This window comes from Streptomyces sp. NPDC031265 (assembly GCF_055570295.1).
This window is the reverse complement of the sequence record NZ_JBVIHM010000018.1, coordinates 72,012-88,624: the sequence shown is the minus strand read 5'-3', so window position 1 is coordinate 88,624 and position 16,613 is coordinate 72,012. Positions and strand designations below refer to the sequence as shown.

12 protein-coding genes and 2 pseudogenes are annotated in these 16,613 nt (G+C 68.8%); 3 read left to right on the top strand and 11 right to left on the bottom strand.

Annotation, left to right across the window (positions count from 1 at the left end; genetic code table 11):
• Positions 1–259: 259 nt before the first annotated feature.
• Positions 260–1,006, bottom strand: coding sequence for an AraC family transcriptional regulator (locus tag ACZ499_RS25650; protein WP_468678263.1), 747 nt, complete (start codon positions 1,004–1,006; stop codon positions 260–262).
• 252 nt (positions 1,007–1,258) lie between these two features.
• On the opposite strand from ACZ499_RS25650, the gene ACZ499_RS25645 reads away from it, so the two are divergent.
• Positions 1,259–1,927, top strand: a complete 669-nt coding sequence (locus ACZ499_RS25645) for an alpha/beta fold hydrolase (RefSeq protein ID WP_468678261.1) — start codon at positions 1,259–1,261, stop codon at positions 1,925–1,927.
• Positions 1,928–2,127: 200 nt separating this feature from the next.
• Here the strand turns inward: ACZ499_RS25645 and ACZ499_RS25640 are convergent, their stop codons facing one another.
• The 7 genes and pseudogenes from ACZ499_RS25640 to ACZ499_RS25610 all read right to left on the bottom strand — a co-directional run.
• Positions 2,128–6,483 carry a golvesin C-terminal-like domain-containing protein gene (locus ACZ499_RS25640; protein WP_468678260.1) on the bottom strand — a complete coding sequence of 1,452 codons (4,356 nt, stop codon included), beginning with the start codon at positions 6,481–6,483 and terminating at the stop codon, positions 2,128–2,130.
• Positions 6,484–6,703: 220 nt separating this feature from the next.
• Positions 6,704–7,201 carry a hypothetical protein gene (locus ACZ499_RS25635; protein ID WP_468678258.1) on the bottom strand — a complete coding sequence of 166 codons (498 nt, stop codon included), beginning with the start codon at positions 7,199–7,201 and terminating at the stop codon, positions 6,704–6,706.
• A 185-nt stretch (positions 7,202–7,386) separates the two neighbouring features.
• A complete protein-coding gene (locus tag ACZ499_RS25630) occupies positions 7,387–7,893 on the bottom strand; it encodes an RICIN domain-containing protein (RefSeq protein ID WP_468678304.1) in 507 nt (168 codons plus the stop codon).
• Between the two features lie 91 nt (positions 7,894–7,984).
• Positions 7,985–8,974 carry an AraC-like ligand-binding domain-containing protein gene (locus tag ACZ499_RS25625; RefSeq protein ID WP_468678256.1) on the bottom strand — a complete coding sequence of 330 codons (990 nt, stop codon included), beginning with the start codon at positions 8,972–8,974 and terminating at the stop codon, positions 7,985–7,987.
• A gap of 678 nt (positions 8,975–9,652) precedes the next feature.
• Positions 9,653–9,808, bottom strand: coding sequence for a hypothetical protein (locus ACZ499_RS25620; RefSeq protein ID WP_468678253.1), 156 nt, complete (start codon positions 9,806–9,808; stop codon positions 9,653–9,655).
• A gap of 516 nt (positions 9,809–10,324) precedes the next feature.
• On the bottom strand, positions 10,325–11,098 hold the full coding sequence (locus tag ACZ499_RS25615) for a restriction endonuclease (protein ID WP_468678251.1): 774 nt from the start codon (positions 11,096–11,098) through the stop codon (positions 10,325–10,327).
• 178 nt (positions 11,099–11,276) lie between these two features.
• A pseudogene (locus ACZ499_RS25610) lies at positions 11,277–11,468 on the bottom strand (DUF2267 domain-containing protein); the annotation flags it as partial.
• Between the two features lie 177 nt (positions 11,469–11,645).
• Between ACZ499_RS25610 and ACZ499_RS25605 the strand changes: the two are divergent.
• A complete protein-coding gene (locus tag ACZ499_RS25605; protein ID WP_468678249.1) occupies positions 11,646–12,383 on the top strand; it encodes a MerR family transcriptional regulator in 738 nt (245 codons plus the stop codon).
• Positions 12,384–12,412: 29 nt separating this feature from the next.
• Here the strand turns inward: ACZ499_RS25605 and ACZ499_RS25600 are convergent.
• The 3 genes and pseudogenes from ACZ499_RS25600 to ACZ499_RS25590 form a co-directional block, all read right to left on the bottom strand.
• Positions 12,413–13,275 (bottom strand): annotated as a pseudogene (locus ACZ499_RS25600) (IS256 family transposase); the annotation flags it as partial.
• Between the two features lie 123 nt (positions 13,276–13,398).
• A complete protein-coding gene (locus ACZ499_RS25595) occupies positions 13,399–14,103 on the bottom strand; it encodes a hypothetical protein (RefSeq protein WP_468678246.1) in 705 nt (234 codons plus the stop codon).
• 518 nt (positions 14,104–14,621) lie between these two features.
• Entirely contained in the window at positions 14,622–15,740 is a 1,119-nt protein-coding gene (locus ACZ499_RS25590) for an FAD-dependent oxidoreductase (protein WP_468678245.1), read from the bottom strand.
• A 53-nt stretch (positions 15,741–15,793) separates the two neighbouring features.
• On the opposite strand from ACZ499_RS25590, the gene ACZ499_RS25585 reads away from it, so the two are divergent.
• On the top strand, positions 15,794–16,486 hold the full coding sequence (locus ACZ499_RS25585; protein ID WP_468678243.1) for a TetR/AcrR family transcriptional regulator: 693 nt from the start codon (positions 15,794–15,796) through the stop codon (positions 16,484–16,486).
• Positions 16,487–16,613 lie beyond the last annotated feature (127 nt).

Below are 16,613 nucleotides of genomic sequence, written 5' to 3'. Positions count from 1 at the left end.
CGCCGCCAGCCCCTGGCGGGCGTGCCAGCCGCATCAGGCCCTCACGTGGAGAACTTCAGAAGAACACGCGCTCTCCGCAGCTGCTGGTGCCATTCGTCCTACGCCGCGTGCGCCACCACTGCGCGAACCAGACGGCCATCGCGCCGATGGCCGTAGCAACCGCCTGAAGCAGAGTCGTGGCCCGGCCTTGAGGACTGACAACCTCGCCTCCGCGTACCAGGCACGATCGCGGACCACATCGCCCGGGTGCGAGTACGAATCACCCCGAGGACTTGGCCACCGTCGGGAGTTGAGATGCGTGGGCGGTGGTCTGGCGACTGGTTCGGTAGCGGCCCGGGGTCGTTCCGATGATGTTGGTGAACGCTGCGATGAAGCTGCTGGGGTTGGCCCATCCGCAGGCGTGGGCGGTTTGGGTGGTGTCGTGGCCGTCGGCGAGGAGCACGAGCGCGTGGTAGATGCGTAGCTGCGTGCGCCACTCATAGAAGGTCATGCCGAGTTCGTTGCGGATCAGTCGGCTGAGGGTGCGGGTGCTGGCTCCGGTCGTCTTCCCGAGTTCGGCCAGTGTGGCGTTGTCTGCCGGCGTCTCGTGCAGCATCCGGGCAATGGCTTGCAGTCGGTCGTCCCGTGGCTCCGGCAGGTGCAGTGGCTGTTCGTGTGCTTCGCGGAGTTCATCGACGAGGACGCGAAGGAGGCGAGAGCGCGCGGAGCGGCTGTAGTCGGGCGCGGCGTGGTCGTAGTTGCGGGGTCCGGTCAGGGCGAGCAGGACCTCGCGGGCGAGGTCGGAGGCCAGGAACACGGCGGGATGCTCTGGGATGAGCCGGGCGAGGGATGGCGCGAGAAAGGCGATCCGCATATCGGTGTCGCCGTGGGCGCGGTGGTAGTGCGTGAATCCGGCGGGGGTCCAGGCGACCCGGTTGGCGGGAACGATCGACGTGCCGCGCTCGGTGTGAACTGCCAGGACACCGCTGGCCGCGTACACCAGGTGTCCCCGTGCGTGCGACTGCACTGCACTGGTTTCGCCGGATGGCCACAGGTGGCGCCCGCCAGAGGGCCACATATGTGACGTCGCACCGGCGATCAGGCGAGGTTGGCGGCGAACAGGCATCAGTTGTCATCCTAGCGGTAGCAAGCCACACCGTGATCTGGTGACACTGCCTCCATGCGGAGTGGTCTTCAGTCGCGCAGAGCGCCCGACCGCACCACATGTCATCGAGGCAGCGTGCCTCGATGCCGCGGCTTGAGACAGAAGGAGAAACGCATGGCGACGTTCGTCCTTGTGCCCGGTGCCTGGAAGGGTTCCTGGTCGTTTGAGGCGGTGGTTCCGCTGCTGGAGCGTGCCGGTCACACCGTTCACGCCCTGACCCTGACCGGTCTGCGGCCAGACGACGACAACGCGACGGTCGCGACCGCCAACCTCGACACGCACGCCAACGACGTATTGCGGCACCTCGATCACAACCACATCACCAGCGCGACGCTGGTCGGCCACAGCTACGCCGGGATGGTGATCGCCGCCGCCGCCGACCGCGCAGGCGGCCGGATCTCACGACTGGTGCATCTCGACGCCTACGTACCGCGCGATGGCGAGTCGTGCTGGTCGTCAACGAACGAGCACTTCCGGGAAGTGTTCGCTGCCGGCGCTGCGGCCACCGGCCACGCCGTCCGACCGCCGGACGGCGGCGACCCCCGCCGCCGTCCCCATCCCCTCGCCTCGTTCCTGCAAACGATCCGGCTCACAGGCACGCTCGCCCAGGTCCCCCTTCGGGAGTTCGTCTACTGCTCGGGATGGGAAGACCGGACGCCGTTCGCTGAACTCCGCACCCGACTCCAAGCCGATCCCGAGTGGCAGGTCCACGACCTCCCCACCGGACACGACGCCATGCATGAGGCCCCGGAGGCGGTCGCTGCCCTACTGCTCGGCGAATGAACCGCGGAGGCATCGACGCACGGACGACAGGCCTGCCGTTGAGGGCCTGGAGTCCGAGCTGGGGGAAGGTCGCCGCGGCGGTGCCGCTGACCGCCGAACAGGCTACCGACCTGGGCGACTACGCGGAGAAGCTGAGGAGCGCGGGCATGGCGAAGGCCCCGGCCGGGCCCGCGGTGGCGGACCGGGCCGGGGCCGGGACATCAGCTGGAGGCGTGGCTTCCGTCATCGCAGAACATCGGGATGGTGGGAGTGCCTCCGGGGAGTCCTGAAGGCACTGCCTTCAGGCTCCAGGGGTTTCCTCCGTTGCCCTTGATCTCGGTGCCGCAGGATCCGTAGCCGGTGTGGTGGTCGTCGCCGAGCGGCAGGTTGGAGAACGACCTGAAGTCGCCACGCTGCACGGGACCGTTCGTCGGCTGCCCGGTCTCGTCGACCATGTGGCCGTCGAGGTAGAGGTACAGGTTGGGCATGTAGCTCTGGTACACGAGGCCCGTCGTCGGGTTGGTGTCGATGTTCGCCGCAGCTGTGGACTTGACGGTTCCGCCCCCGCAGAAGGCCATGCTGACGTTCTGCCAGATCGGCGGCGCCATGTTGAACAGCGAGCCCTGGGGGTTGCCGCCGCCGTCGAGCGCGGGCTTGCGGAAGAACAGGCTGTAGATGTCGCCCGCCGTGTCCGCGACCTCGGTCGGGATCTTCCGCTGGTCGGCGAGGCCCTTGAGCTTGTTCACCCAGGCGCTCATGTTGGCGTCGGTGTTGGGCGCTTCGTCGAGCGGGCGGTATCCGATGCTGCCGCCGCTGACGAACTTGGTCGTCACGCACTTGCCGGTGGAGTCGATGGTGGTGGGCTGCTGGCCCGAACGGTAGGCCTGCCCGGGGGTCAGGCCGGTCTCCAGCGGGTTGGCCACGTGGGTGGTCCGACCGGTGACGTTGCCGTCCTTGGCGTCGAAGGAGAGGTCGGGCAGGGTGACGCCGAGCGAGCCGTAGTCCTTGACCGTCGCCTGGATGAAGTTGCGTGCGAACGGGGCGATCTCGGTGTCGCCGGTGCGGCCCGAGTCCGCCATCTCCTCGGTGCCGGGGATGATCTTGCCGTCCGGGCCGACGATGTACGAGGTGTCGATGTGCGTGCGGATCTTGTACGAGCGGTCCGCGTCGAAGGTGTGCTCGTTGATCGTCGCCGGAGGCGCGGGAATCGAGAATCCCAGCCAGTCGGCCTGGGAGGGGTGGGCGTTCGGGTCCGTTCCGGCCGCGTCGACGTCGGCCTGCCAGGACCTGATCGCGGCGGAGACGTTGCCGCCGAGGCAGAGGTCGTTGTACGCACTGCTGTCGCAGACCTGGAAGTTCGACAGGCCGACCAGCCGTCCGCTGTTGTCGAAGGTCGTTCCGCCGGCCGTGCGTGAGTGTGCCCAGTCGTAGATGGTCTGACGCGTCCGCATGGGCGTCTTCATCAGCCAGGGGGTGTCGGTGTCCAGGTTCTGGTTGCTCTCGAAGATGGCCGCCGCGTCGAAGGTGTGGTGCTCGTACGTCGCGTCCACCGGGACGAACGCGAGCGCGTCGTAGGCCACGTCCAGGTCGCCGGAGGTGGAGTCGCTGGTGACGTTGGACAGCGAGATCTTGGCGTTGGAGCCCAGCTGGAAGTAGCCGACGGTCACCCAGTCGTTGTTGGCCTTGGACTGGTCGACGATCCGCTCGCGGGTCTTGCCGTCCTTGGTCGTGACCTCGTAGTGGGCGGTCTTGGTGGTGTGCGAGGGGTAGGGGACGAACGCCTGCACCTTGTAGACGTGGTCGGCCAGGCTGGGCTTCCAGGTGCCGTTGGTGGTCAGGTAGTTGTCCCAGTTGTTGGGCTGACGCGCGTGGGAGAACCAGTAGTGGCCGCCGAAGCCGCCGCCGATCTGGTGCAGGTCCTCCTTGGCCTCGTACTTGCCCTCGTCGTCCGTGCGGAACTCCCAGGAGAAGGAGCCGTTGTTGGACCAGCCGCGCGATGCGCAGCGGTTCTGGGGCGCGCCGTCGGGCAGGTCGTCGACGACTACGGTGCCGCTGGGCAGCGCGGCCGTGTCGCAGGGGCCGAGCTTGGGGTGGGCGTCACCGGGCTCGCCTCGTACCGTCTTGTAGGTGAGGTACTCGTTGCCGCACTCGTTGACCAGCCCGCCCGGGGTGGCCGGCTTGCTGCCGCAGTTCTTCCAGGTGGCGTCGTGGCGGAACCAGTGCTGGTTGTAGCAGGCGACGGTGTGGCAGACCGGCGGGTTGAGCGGGTCGCAGCCGTTGGTGGTGTCGCAGAACGTCGTGATGGGCGGCTTGATGGCGTAGGTGCGCTCCGAGGCGTTGGACCACCAGGCCGAGGAGAAGCCGTGCGTGTTGCCCTTGTTGAGGTTGCCGTTGTCGTCGTAGGAGCGGCCGGTGTCGATGGGGAAGGCGCCCCACCCCATCACCTTCTCCTCGTACGACCAGTTCTGCGGCTTGGCTGCGTCCGCGTAGTGGTTGTTGTCCAGGAACGCGCCGCGGTCCATCGGGTACTTGGGGTTGGAGGGGTTGTTGGCCCAGCCCAGCCCCCAGGCCGACGGGTCGTCCGGGTTGCTGCCCGGTGCGTTGAAGCCCGCGTTGTAGTTCCAGACGGCGGCGAACCAGTTCTCCGGCCGTGTGGGGTCGTCGTCGTTGAGCTTGATCTGGGTACCGGCGGTGTGGAGTTCGTTCCACTTGTCCTGCAGGATGCGCACCGAGTAGGCGATGCCGGTGGCGTAGTCCACGGCGACGGCCCGCTGCTGGTCCGGAGGCAGGAGCACTTCGCCTTCCTTGGGGTGCCCGGCGATGCGCATGCCGTCGGTGGCCTGGCCGATGCCATAGCCGCAGTCGGCCTTGTCCCAGTTGATCTTCCAGATGCGCTTCGGGTCGTAGCCCGTCGTGCCGGCGTAGATGTTGGTGCCGTAGAAGTTGCCGATCAGCGGGTTGCCGTATTCGCCCGGCTCGGCGTGGTTGCTCGCCTGCCAGAGGTTGGACTCCTGGGTCAGGATGCCCAGCATGACCTGCGCGGGGATCCGGCCGCCGGTGGCCAGGGTGCGTGGCGGGAACATGCCCTGCGGCGACCAGGCCGGCAGCCCCGAGTTGCGCCAGTTCGCGGGGCGGTTGATGTTGCCGGAGGTCAGCAGGCCGCGGATGGCCATGTCCGCGGCCCATTCCACCTGGTTGGGCGTGGGCTGGTAGACCTGGGTGTTCACGTCGTTGCGCGGCACCGCGCAGTAGCGGTCGCCGTCCACCGGGTCGCTGCCCGGGTCGCCCGAGGCTGCGGCTTTGGCACCGGACGTCGCGAGCGCCTTCTTCACGCTGCTGCGGCCGCCCGCGATGAACGGTAGCAGCGGTGAGGGCTTGGCACCGGCGTCGGCCTGGGCCGGGGTCTGCTGGGTGGCGACCGTGAAGGCCAGCGGCTTGTCGGTGCCAGTGGCCGTCGCCTTGATCTCGACCGCCTCGGCCGCCCGGGTCTTGGCCCGCTGCAACGGCGCGGCCACCTTGTCCGCGAGGTGCTGGGGAACGGCCTGGACGACGGCCAGTTGGCCATGGGTCGACAGCTCCGCCTGGGCGGGTGCCGCGGTGACGCGTCGCATCGTCGAGGGCAGGTCATTCGCCGCGGTGGACTTGCCGGTCAGGAAGACCTTGCCGGCGGCGCCCTGGGCCAGGCCGACCTGCCCGAGGTCGCCGACGGCCAGGGTTTTGACCGTACGGCCGCGCAGGTGCTGGACGTCGACCTTGCCGTCCTTGGCGGGCTCCAGGAAGGCGACGTTGCCGTCGGCGTCCGGGTGCAGTCGCGTGGCGGTGCCGTGCGTGGTGGCCACCACGTCCGCCTTGCCCGCCGGGCTCACCTTGATGAGGTGCGGCCCGGCCGCGGCTATGACGTCCTTGCCGACCGGGACCGCGGAGGTCGCCTGGCCGTCGATGGTCCCCGCGGAGACGATCTTTGCGGTGGTGGCGTCGACGGTCTGGAACTGTGTCTGCTCACTCTTGCCGTCGACGCTCGCCTGTGTGACGACGGCGGTGTCGCCCGCACCGCAACCGGGGTCGAAGTAGGCCAGGCTGGCGTTGAGCGGCAGCTTGGTCACCTTCCCCGACCGCAGGTCCACGACCGCGGTGAAGGCACCCCGGTCGAAGAGGTCGGCGCGGTTGGTGAACGCCCGCGGTGCGTAGACCACCACGGCCCGCGTGCCCGAACCGGTCACACAGGCGTTGCCGATCCACTGATCGGTCTCCAGGCCCGGCTCCGACAGCGTCGCCACGGTGCGCCAGGTGTAGCCCGCGCTGGCGTCGGCGACCAGCACGTGGAACCCGGTGGCGTCTCCGGCCGTCGTCCACGCACGGTCGGTCGACTTCTTCCAGTCCTTGCCGAGGGCGTCGCCGCGCTGCTCGGGCGCCACCGTGTTGGGTGCGGCCGCAGCGGGCGCCGGGGGCTGGGTTTCGGCGGCATCCGACTGCCCGGCCCAGGCCATGGTGCCCGGCAGCAATCCGGCGACCATGGCCAGGCCTGCCGAGGCGAGCACGGGCACCCGTGCTCTGCGGGCGGTTCTGCGAGGTCTCAAGGGGATCTCCCGTTTTGTGTGTCGTGGGTTCGCGCGTCACAGCGACGCGCGAGGGTGGGGCATTGACGTCATGAAGTGAGGACGTGAGGGCCGTGACGACGCGCGGGGGAGGCGGAACGGCGTGTGTCGCGGTGACGGCCGCGGGCCAACCGGTGTGCGTCTGGGGACGTAACAGCGAAGGGCGCGACAGCAGGCTGCCGCGCCCTTCGCGTGTCGTCTTCTAGACCCAGCCCGTGCACACCTCCCGACCTGCGCCTCGCATACACGCGCGGGCCGTACGGGCCGCCGGGTCGTAGTAGATTCCGGTGTGCCTGATCACCGTGTTGCCGTCCATGCCCTCGTACCTGAGCTGGTCCACGGGTGAATCCCCGAGGTTTTCGCACATGCTGTAGTCCAACTGGCAGCGCTGGACGAACACGGTGTAGTCGTACGGGTTGCTGCCGGTGGGATACGAGGCCTTGGCCCAGGCGTAGAAGTCCCCGTCGGTCGTGCCGGTCCACAGCTCGACGCTGAACCCGCTCCCGTGATCCCGGCCGTCGCGGTGGGTGGGGCCGCGCTGCCAGCTCTGAATGGCGGGGTCGTGTCCGTCACAGCCGAAACCGGAGCAGGAGGTGACGGTGGCCGAGGCTGAGCCGGGCGCAACCATCAGCGTGGCGAAGGCGGTGAGGACGGCCGCGAATACCAGCCCCGCACGGGACAGAAGACTGCTTCTTCTCATCGTGAAACGCATGTGCGTCTCCCCTCAGTTGCGGCCTGATGGCCGAAGTGGAATGCCGCCGTTCGGCGAGCGGCGAGAGCGCCCACACCACCCCCGGGTGACGCGGCGGTGCCGCTCGGGTCAGCAACCACGGGGGAAGTGTGGGGTCGGGTGAAGCCTGGCGAACGGAAGGAACGATGCCGGCGTCAGCGCCCCGTGTACCACTCCTGGTTGCCGGCCGCCTCGTTGCGGCTCTTGGGCCACCACTGGGCGGCGTCGGTGTCGTTGGCCGTGCTGAATCCCGGCATGTCCAGCGCCATTCCGCTGTTCACGTTGCGCACGGACACGCCGACCTGACCGACCTCCTCCACCCACTGCTGGTTGGCTCCACCGGTGCACTGCCACACACGCACCGGAGCCCCCGCGTCCTTGCGCCAGTCGGCGACTTCAAGGCACTTGCCGCTCTCGGCGTTCCGGTACGTCCATGCCAGGCGGCCGTCGGCCGTCTGCGTCGCGTCCACGATCCAGGTCTGGTTGGAGCCGCCGTTGCAGTCCCACTGCTGGGCCGGGGCGCCGTCGTAGTCGTGGTTCATCGGGATCTCGAGGCATTTGTTGCTTGCCACGTTCACGATCCGGTGGGTGTTGGGACCTCCGCCGGCGTTCGCAGGAGAGGCAGCGATCACTCCGAGGACGGCCACCGCAGCCGTCGCCATGGCCGCCTCAACGCTTGTCTTTCTCACGACGCTCTTTTTCCCCCTGTGCTGCTGGTCGATCGGTCGCCACCGAGCCTAGGAAAGAAGATCGTCACCGCGGTTTGCGCTCAGCGCAGACTTCCTTGATCTTCAGCGCACGGAACTCGGAGGGGCTGAGTCCGTATGCCTCGCGGAAGGTACGACTGAAGACGGCCGGTCTGCCGAAGCCCCAGCGGGCGGCGATGGCCTGTATGGGTGCCTGTAGTTCGGGGCGGGACAGATCGGCTCGGCACTGCTCGAGGCGATGCCGGCGGATCCTGGCGTGGACACTCTCACCCGTGCCGTGGAAGAGCTGGTGGAGTGCGCGGACCGACATGTTGTGGTGGGCCGCGATGGCGGAGGGAGTCAGTTCCGGGTCGCCGAGGTGGTGCTCGATGAACGTGTGGATCTGCCGCAGTAACGCCTGTGCGCGGACTTCGGCGGGGAGGTCTTCCTCGGCGTCGAGGTGCTGCGCCAGACACGCTGCCGCAAGATCCGCCGTGATGGTGCCGAGGCGTTTGAGCTCTGCCGGCGTACACCGGTCGCCGTTGTCCACGAGGGACTTCATGAAGGAGGCCAGCATCGCCGCCATGCCGAGACCGCCGGGTATGCGGCGGGCCAGAAGACGATCGAGCTGACGGGCACGCAGCGGGAGCGCTGTGCGGGGCAGTTGCAGGACGACCAGCTCGCCCAGACCGCCTTGGGAGGGTGACTGGGCAAGAGAGGGCCGGGAGGTGTCCCACATCACGAGATCCCCGGTAGCGGCGCCGCAGTCGTTGCCCTGCTGGGACAGTCGCATGGAGCTCTTGGTCACCAGCGCCAACTGGTACTGTTCCGGATCACTTCGCCTGATCAGTGCGGGCGTACGCCGCGAACGCAGAGGCAAGTAAGCGAGCCTCGACAGACGAAGGCCACCCAGGTCCAGAACACCGGCCTCGGCCTGGAAGCGCGCCGGGCACTGGCTGCTGATCGCCGTGGGCACCACCTCACGTGACACCATGTCCGCGAACCAGTCGAAGCGCTCGGCTGCGGGCACCCCGCTCGACGACACTACTGACCACATCTGCTGCCCCCTAATTTTGATCTTCTACAGGGACAGGATGCGGCGCGGGATCGTCACGGACGAGTGCTTTTCCAAGATATGTCCGGGAAGTCGATCGCCCGGCGCCTGGCCGGGCCAACAGCGACGGGCCGCCCCCCCCGGGCGGCCCCTGCCGGGTGGTTGGTCAGAGGGGCAGGAGATCGGGAATTGACGTACTCCCCGCCCTGAAGGACGGGGATTCTGGTTGCGTTCCTGGATCCAACGCCCCTCGAAGGTGCGGCCGCCGTGCCATCCTCGCGGCCGCTGCTCGCCGCTACCGCCGATCGCCGCTTGCCGACCAGTCCTCCCAGTGCGGGCACACGGGTCGGCCGGGGCGTCCGCGTGTCTCGGCGAGTCCCCAACTCCCGTATCGCGCACAGCTGGTAGTGGACCGAGGACGCGCTGGAGTAGCCGACCGCCGCCGCGAGCTCGCGCAGTGACGGGTCCTGGACGAGAAGACGGCCGTCAGCGGGTCAAGCGCCCGCTCCCCAACGCCTTCCAGATCCAGAAGGACCTGAACGCACCAAGGCCAAGACCGGCGCCGATCCGGAAGGGTTCATCGGCCCGCGCCGCCCCTGCCCCTGGCATCGGGAGATCATTGCCCGCGTCTTCCGGTCCGCCTTCCAGCAGGCCGCTGCCGCGCCGAGCAACTGAGGTTTTTCAGCGGTGGCTCTCCAGGGTGAGGACGGCTTTGGCGGCTGTGGTGAGCCGGGTGGGGCTGCAACGTGTCATGCGGAAGATGCGCCAGGTTTTGAGGCGGGCCATGCCGCGCTCGACGGGGTAGCGCCGATGGGCATGGCCTTGTTCAACGCCCACTGCTGGAGGGTGAGTTCATGACGGGGACGGCGCCGTTGCGGGGTGGTGAAGGTTCCGCCGATGCCGAGGCAGCCCAGGACGGGCAGGCCGAGAGGGATGCAGGTGGTGATGACGCGGTGGCGGCGGGCCGCGGTGAGATCGTGCGTGCGACCCAGCCTGCTCCCGGCCCACAGGGCGAGTGCGCACGTTCTGCGGGCCGGTGTCGCGTCAGCCGAATCCGCCCCACTCCGCAGTTGACGCTCGTCCCCTCCGGGCATTCGGCGGCGATGGCCGGATATACCCCCAGTATCACCGCTGCCCTCGTCCACGTGCTTCCCGCGCTGTACGGGGCCGCAGCCGGCGGTCTGCCCACCTGTGGATCCGCGGGGCCACCTCATGCGGGTACGCCGCTGGGGCCGACCCCGCCGGGGCTTGCTGCGCCCGGCCCGGTCGGCGCGGGGGAACGAGTCCGGTAGGAGCCTGGCGTGTCGCGCGAACGGTGATGTGCACGGCCACTCGGGGCTTTCCCCACGGCCTTCAGGACGCCATCTCGTTCCATGGTGCGGGACCCGTGCCATCGGTCCAGGCGGCCAGGCGCTCGTGGTCCACACAGCGGATTCCGCATTGCTCGGCGTACTCGACGGCGGGCTGGGTGAACTCGCCCGTGGTCACGACGGCGGCGACCTGTGCTTCGTGGACGGCGAAGCAGGTGCCTCCGAAGCGTTGGAGTTCCTGCGAACCCACCTTGTTCACGGGCCCGTACCGTTTGCACTGGATGACCACCGAGCGGCCGTCCGGGGCGGTCGCGAGCACGTCCGCTCCCAGGTCGCCCGCGCCGCCCACGACCTGCACGTCCGCGCAACCGTCCCGCTCGCACAGGGCGGCTATCGCCTGCTCGAATGCGACCGCGTCCATGGCGCCGTACTCCTCTGCCGTGAAGGTCTCGACGTCGGTGCCCAGCGGGTCCGCTTCATGCGAGTACGGGGCAACGGCCGCCGGACCCGTCCGCGGGCCTGCCGGTCGAGGTGTTTCGGCGAGCTCCTGGCTGATCGCCTCGGCCGCGTCGACAAGACGGCCCGTCAGGCGTCGGCGGCGGGCCCGACGCAGGCCAAAGAGGGCTACGGACGCGCAAACCGCCATGGCCACCCCTGCGCCCGGACGGCCGCCACCAGCCGTTTTGGCAAGGGTCTTCAGCGTGAGCGCGGCCCCACACAGAAGTAGCGCCAGCAGCCCGAAGGCCAGCACGGTCTGGCGGAGACTGAAGGTCCGTCTGCTCGTCGTCGTGCCCTGTCGGCCGAGAGGCGCGGTCATATGTGCCTGGCTTCCCCCGTACGCAGCGACTTCATGATCATTCATGACTCCCGTCTGCCCCGCTTCCCCGACTCCCAACTCGTGCGAGGCAGGCCACCCGCAGCCAACCCGGCCCCGATACGTGTCGACTCCGCTGTTGCTGGAGCCTGTGCTGGTGTTGCGGAGACCGGGCAGGCGCTCAGGTGGGCTGGAAGTAGCAGAAGAGGAGGTCGTAGTCGGCGGGCAGCTGAAGCGGGATCTGCCGCACGAGGTGGTTGCCGGCCGCGTCGGCCGCGTCGGCCGCGGTGCTGAGGACGGCGCTGACGTCCCAGGCCGCGGTCGCCTCGGTGGCCCCCTCGATCCAGGCTGCTGTGGCCCGGACGAACCGTTCGTCGGGCGCATCGCGGACATCACCGCCGACAAGCACGTGGAAGGCGTGCGCCTCACCCGTGCAGGGTCCTGTGCGCGCGTGCGGTAGACCGGTGCTCCGCTCGGGAGGTCGCTCTACGGGGTTCACTGCGTGTAGCGAGCGGCCAGGGTTGGCCTGGAACTCGCCGTCATCCGGCGGGTGCTGGACCGGGAGATCTCGGTGCCCGAAGTCGCGGCGGCCCACGCCGACGCACTGGAGGTGCAGATCCGCACCCTCCGGCTGCGACGCGCGGTGCTGCGGGCGGTGGCCAAACGGGGCTCTACTCCCAAGGAGATGGACCTCATGCACAAGCTCGCGAAACTCTCCGACGACGAGCGCCGACGCCTGGTCAACGACTTCATCGACGACACCTTCGGCGGTCTCGAGGCCAACCCCGACTTCGTGGCCCTGATGCGTTCGGCCATGCCCGAGCTGCCCGACGACCCCGAACCCGAGCAGGTCGACGCCTGGGTGGAGCTGGCCGAACTCACCCAGGACCCGGCCTTCCGCGCCTCCGTGCGGCGGATGGCCGAGCACCAGGCCAACGAGCGCGCCCAGGGCGACACCACCGGCCTGCACCAGGAGCTCACCGAAGCCGTCCGCGACCGGGTCGGCGACGCCCTCGCCTCCGGCATCGCCCCGGCCTCCGCGGAGGCCGTGCCCATCGTCCGTGACCTGACCGCCCGCTATGCCCAAGCCTTCAACCGTGCGGACGACGGCGACCTGCGCGAGTGGTTGTTGACGCGTCTGGAGACGGCCAACGACCCTCGCGCGGAACGTTACTGGCACCTCCTTGCCGTGATCAACGCATGGCCCGTCCCTCCGAGCCTTGCACCCGTGTTCGCCTGGCTCATCGCGGCCCTGCGCGCCGGGACCAGCAGCCCCACCACCGCGTAACCCCGTTGCCCGGCCCTCGCAGCCCCTGATCAGGCTGCGAGGGCCTCGGCACGCTCGACGAGCAGACCGCGTTCGAAGCAGGCGCGGCGCGGACGAGCGCGACCAGGTGGGCGCCGTTGACGGCTCGCCAGCGGGCCTGGGCGGACTCGACCAGCTTGAACACCATCGCGAGTCCGGCGGCGCGGGACCCGGCGCCCTTGGTGACCTTGGTCCGCAGCCGCACGGTGGCGAACGTCGACTCGATCGGGTTGGTCGTGCGAAGGTGGATCCAGTGCTCGGCGGGATAGTCGTAGAACGCCAGCAGTTCGTCCTGGTCGCCGGTGACCTTGGTGACGGCTTTGGGGAATTTCGCCTGGTAGAGCTTGGCGAACACCTTGATGGCCTGCTCGGCGTGTTCGCGGTCCTCGGCGTTGTAGATGTCCTGCAGGGCCTTCTTCGCCGCGGGCTGCGCGGACTTCGGCATGGAGTCGAGGATGTTGGCGGTTTTGTGGACCCAGCACCTCTGTTCGCGAGTTTCGGGGAAGACCTCGCACAGGGCCCTCCAGAACCCGAGCGCCCCGTCGCCGACGGCCAGGACAGGGGCGCGCATGCCCCGGCGTGCGCAGTCACGCAGCAGGCCGGCCCACGCCTCGGCCGATTCGCGGTAGCCGTCGGCCATGGCAACGAGCTCCTTGGTGCCGTCCGCGCGCACCCCGAGCACCACCAGGACGGCGGCTTGGGCCTGGTCCAGGCGTATGCGCAGGTGGATGCCGTCGACCCAGATGTAGACGTAGTCGGTCTGGGACAAATCGCGGTCCTGGAAGGCGGCGTGGTCGTCCTGCCACTGGGCCGTCAGCCGGGTGACCGTGGCCGGGGACAGTCCGGCGGAACTGCCCAGGAACTGTTCCATCGCGCCAAGTTGAAAACGCTCACTGATTTAACGCGCCGCCAGAGTGCTGGCGGGGGCGGCGCGTGACCACGAGTCTGCCGCAGGGAGCCACCTGACCTCGCCGCTATCGACCTCACAAAAGTACGCTCAGGTGCCTGGCGGCAGCAGGCCCCTGGTGAGAGAGAAGGCCGACCCGGCAGTCACGAGGAGCGCGTTAATCCGGTTCAGGATTCGCTCTGTTCTAGCCGGATTACCCGCCTGGACCGCCTCCCCCAAGTCCTCGGCGTACTCCTGCGCCCGTGCGGCCTCACCGGGCTCCGCGGTGCGCGCGTCCTCCCGTAGCGCGTCGATCAGCTGCCGGTGGGAAACATCGCCCTGGTCGACTCTGTTGCCGTGCCCTGCTTGAGCCACTGCATGAGGGCTGTTGATGTTAACTGCTGCGAAACCGCCTGGCTCGGCCCGAATGTGCACTGCTTCGCTGCCCCCTGTCCACATGAAGTTCTTCCGGTACTCCTCCCAACCCCTCCGGGTCGGGCCGTACATACCGAACCGCCATCCCTGGACCTTGATCAGCCTGTGCTTGATCGGTTCATCGAGAATGAGCAGGGCATCCGCGCGGTTCCAACCCCGGTCGATGAAGTACTCCGCCATGCGGACCCGCGAGCCGAAGTCTTTGGATCTTCGACAGACCTCCCGGAATACCTGCTTCTGGAGGGTCTCCACCTGTTCCAGTGCGATGGAGGGGGGAGGAAGCCGCCATCTGTGGTACATCCCGCGGCTCGCCACGAATAGCGCGCGCAGTGCCACGCAGAGGACGACTATCACGATCAGCTGTTCGGCCCCTCCTGACATCCCCTACCCCTCTCATTCCCTCCCAAGTCCCTTGCATTGTAAATGCGTTGGTGATCAGCGAATACGTTTCCGCGACTCCCGAGGTCCGAGATGTAGGTCTTGGTGACGTCGGTGATGAAGTCGCGGCTGCTGTCCGGGGTGAGGGCCTGGGCCTGGAGGTAGTCGTACAGCTGACGCCGTGCTCGCGGGCCAGGGCGGCGATGGTCCGGCCGTCGAGGTATGCGGCGCGCACGTCGGCGATCGTCTTGCCCGTGACAGCTGGTCGGCGTCCGCCCTTCGAGACCCCCTTGTAGACCAGGTTCGCCATCAGGGGCCCTTCCGTACGGAGGATCGGACCCTCTCTGTCACCAAACCCTGTCATCAATCACCAACGGATCTGATTGGATCCGCGCCGCCAACGGGCCCCGGAAAGTCCGGGTTCATTGGACGCCCGCCGGGCCTGTCGTCATTCGATCGTCTGCCGACAGGCCCGGTAGGAGGATTGGACCGGTTGGTGCTGGTGCTCTCGCGCTTGGCAGTCAGGATGGCTGGACTTGGTCGAACAGGGCGAGGGCTTCGGCGGGGTCCGGGCTCACGAGGCGTTCCAGACCGGCCATCGTGATCTTCGCCCACCTGCCGGCCCGTGCCCACATCTGTTCCTCGAAGGCGCGGACGGCCTCGTCCAGATCTCCAGGGCCGGTGGCGATGGACTCGGCGAGTTCGGCGCCTTCCAGCATCGCGAGGTTCGCGCCCGCCCCCAACGGCGGCATCAAATGGGCGGCGTCGCCCAGCAGTGTCACCCCGAAGACGTGGGTCCAGGTGTGGGACTCGGGCAGGACGTAGAGGGGGCGGTGGACGAAATCGGTGCCGTGGCGGAGGAGGTCGAGGACGGGAGCGGCCCAGCCGTCGAACAGAGCCAGCAGGCTCGATCGCACGGCCTCGACGTCGGTCAGGTCCAGGTTCGTGTGCCAGTCCAGCGGCGCGCGGAGCTGGGCGTACACCTTGACGTGGCCGCCGCTGTTGCGCTGGGCGACAAGAGCTCGGTTGACGCCGTACACGGCCACGGAACCGTCGCCGATCAACCGGGCGAGGTCGGGGTGGCGGGTGTCGACGTCGTCGAGGGAGGTCTCGACCGAGGTGACGCCGGTGTAGTGCGGCGTCACCGACGAGACTGCCGGGCGGATCCGGGACCAGGCGCCGTCCGCACCGACCACGAGGTCGAACGTCTCCTGTCGCCCGTCCGCGAAATGGACCAGTACGCCATCCCGGGTCCCCGGCACCACCTGCGTCACGCCCCGACCCCACCGGACGTCGAGAGGGCCGAGCAGCAGGTCACGGAGTTGCCCGCGGTCGATCTCGGGATTGGCCTGCTCACCCGGACGAGGGTGCCAGTCGCGCAGGACGGTCCCGTCCACGTCCAGGATGCGCATGGCCTGCCCCTCGGGGCGAGACAGCGCCTGGAACTCCGCCCGCAGCCCCGCCTTGTCCAGCGCGAGCTGGCCCAGCCCTTCGTGCAGGTCCAGCGTGCCGCCCGGGGGGCGCGCGTCGGGGGCGGGATCGCGTTCGAGGACGGCGACGGGGTAGCCATGGCGGTGCAGGACGCGGGCGAAGGTGAGGCCGGCGGGGCCGGCTCCGATCACAGCGATACGATGTCTCATATCGATACACTGTATTTACTCGATATGATGCACTGCAACAGAACGGTGTGATCATGACTGTGTGGGACCGGCCGGAGCCGCCGACTCGCCCCGTGCCGCTCGACCGGGAGCGGATCGTCGCCGCCGCCGTCGCGCTGGCCGACGAGGGCGGGCTGGAGGCGGTGTCGTTGCGCAAGGTCGCCGCCCGGCTGAACGCCGGCCCGATGCGGCTGTACGGATACATCTCCACCAAGCAGGAGCTGTCCGACCTCATGGTGGACGAGGTCCAGGCCGAGATTCTCCCCGAGGAGAAGCCCGGTGACTGGCGGGAGGCGCTGCGCATCCTCGCCCACCGCACCAGGCAGACAGCTCTCCGTCACGAATGGCTGGCCGACCTGCTCGGCGGCCGCCCGACCCTGGGCCCGAACGGCCTCGCCGTGACCGAGGCCACGCTGGCCACCCTCGACGGCCTCGCCGACATCGACACCGCCATGCGCGCCGTGGAGACCGTCAGCGCCTACTCCACCGGCGCCATCAGGCGCGAGATCGCGAACCTGCGGGCCGAGCGCGCCACGGGCCTGTCCAAGCGCGACTGGCAGCGCGCCTCCGGCCCGCATGTGACGAGAATGTTGGCCACGGGCCGCTTCCCGGCGCTGACCAGGGCCGTGTACGACGGCACGGACGTGGACGCCGAAACATCCTTCGCGACCGGCCTGGACTGGGTCCTCGACGCCGTGGCCGCCAAACTCACCCGGCCGTCGGCGTGACGCTCAGCTCTTGCCGAATGTGAGAGAGGTCGGTCCACGGGCCGTGCGGGCGCGCCGTGGCCGCCGTGACCGATCCCGAAGGTTGCCGAGGAACTCGGCGTGCATCACCAAGACGGTGGGCGCGGAC

Excerpts from the sequence above, each read along its gene's own strand:
- ACZ499_RS25645 (WP_468678261.1), top strand. The coding sequence starts at position 1,259 with ATGGCGACGTTCGTCCTTGTGCCCGGTGCCTGGAAGGGTTCCTGGTCG.
- ACZ499_RS25635 (WP_468678258.1), bottom strand. The coding sequence starts at position 7,201 with ATGAGAAGAAGCAGTCTTCTGTCCCGTGCGGGGCTGGTATTCGCGGCC.
- ACZ499_RS25630 (WP_468678304.1), bottom strand. The coding sequence starts at position 7,893 with ATGGCGACGGCTGCGGTGGCCGTCCTCGGAGTGATCGCTGCCTCTCCT.
- ACZ499_RS25625 (WP_468678256.1), bottom strand. The coding sequence starts at position 8,974 with ATGTGGTCAGTAGTGTCGTCGAGCGGGGTGCCCGCAGCCGAGCGCTTC.
- ACZ499_RS25615 (WP_468678251.1), bottom strand. The coding sequence starts at position 11,098 with ATGACCGCGCCTCTCGGCCGACAGGGCACGACGACGAGCAGACGGACC.
- ACZ499_RS25595 (WP_468678246.1), bottom strand. The coding sequence starts at position 14,103 with ATGTCAGGAGGGGCCGAACAGCTGATCGTGATAGTCGTCCTCTGCGTG.
- ACZ499_RS25590 (WP_468678245.1), bottom strand. The coding sequence starts at position 15,740 with ATGAGACATCGTATCGCTGTGATCGGAGCCGGCCCCGCCGGCCTCACC.
- ACZ499_RS25585 (WP_468678243.1), top strand. The coding sequence starts at position 15,794 with ATGACTGTGTGGGACCGGCCGGAGCCGCCGACTCGCCCCGTGCCGCTC.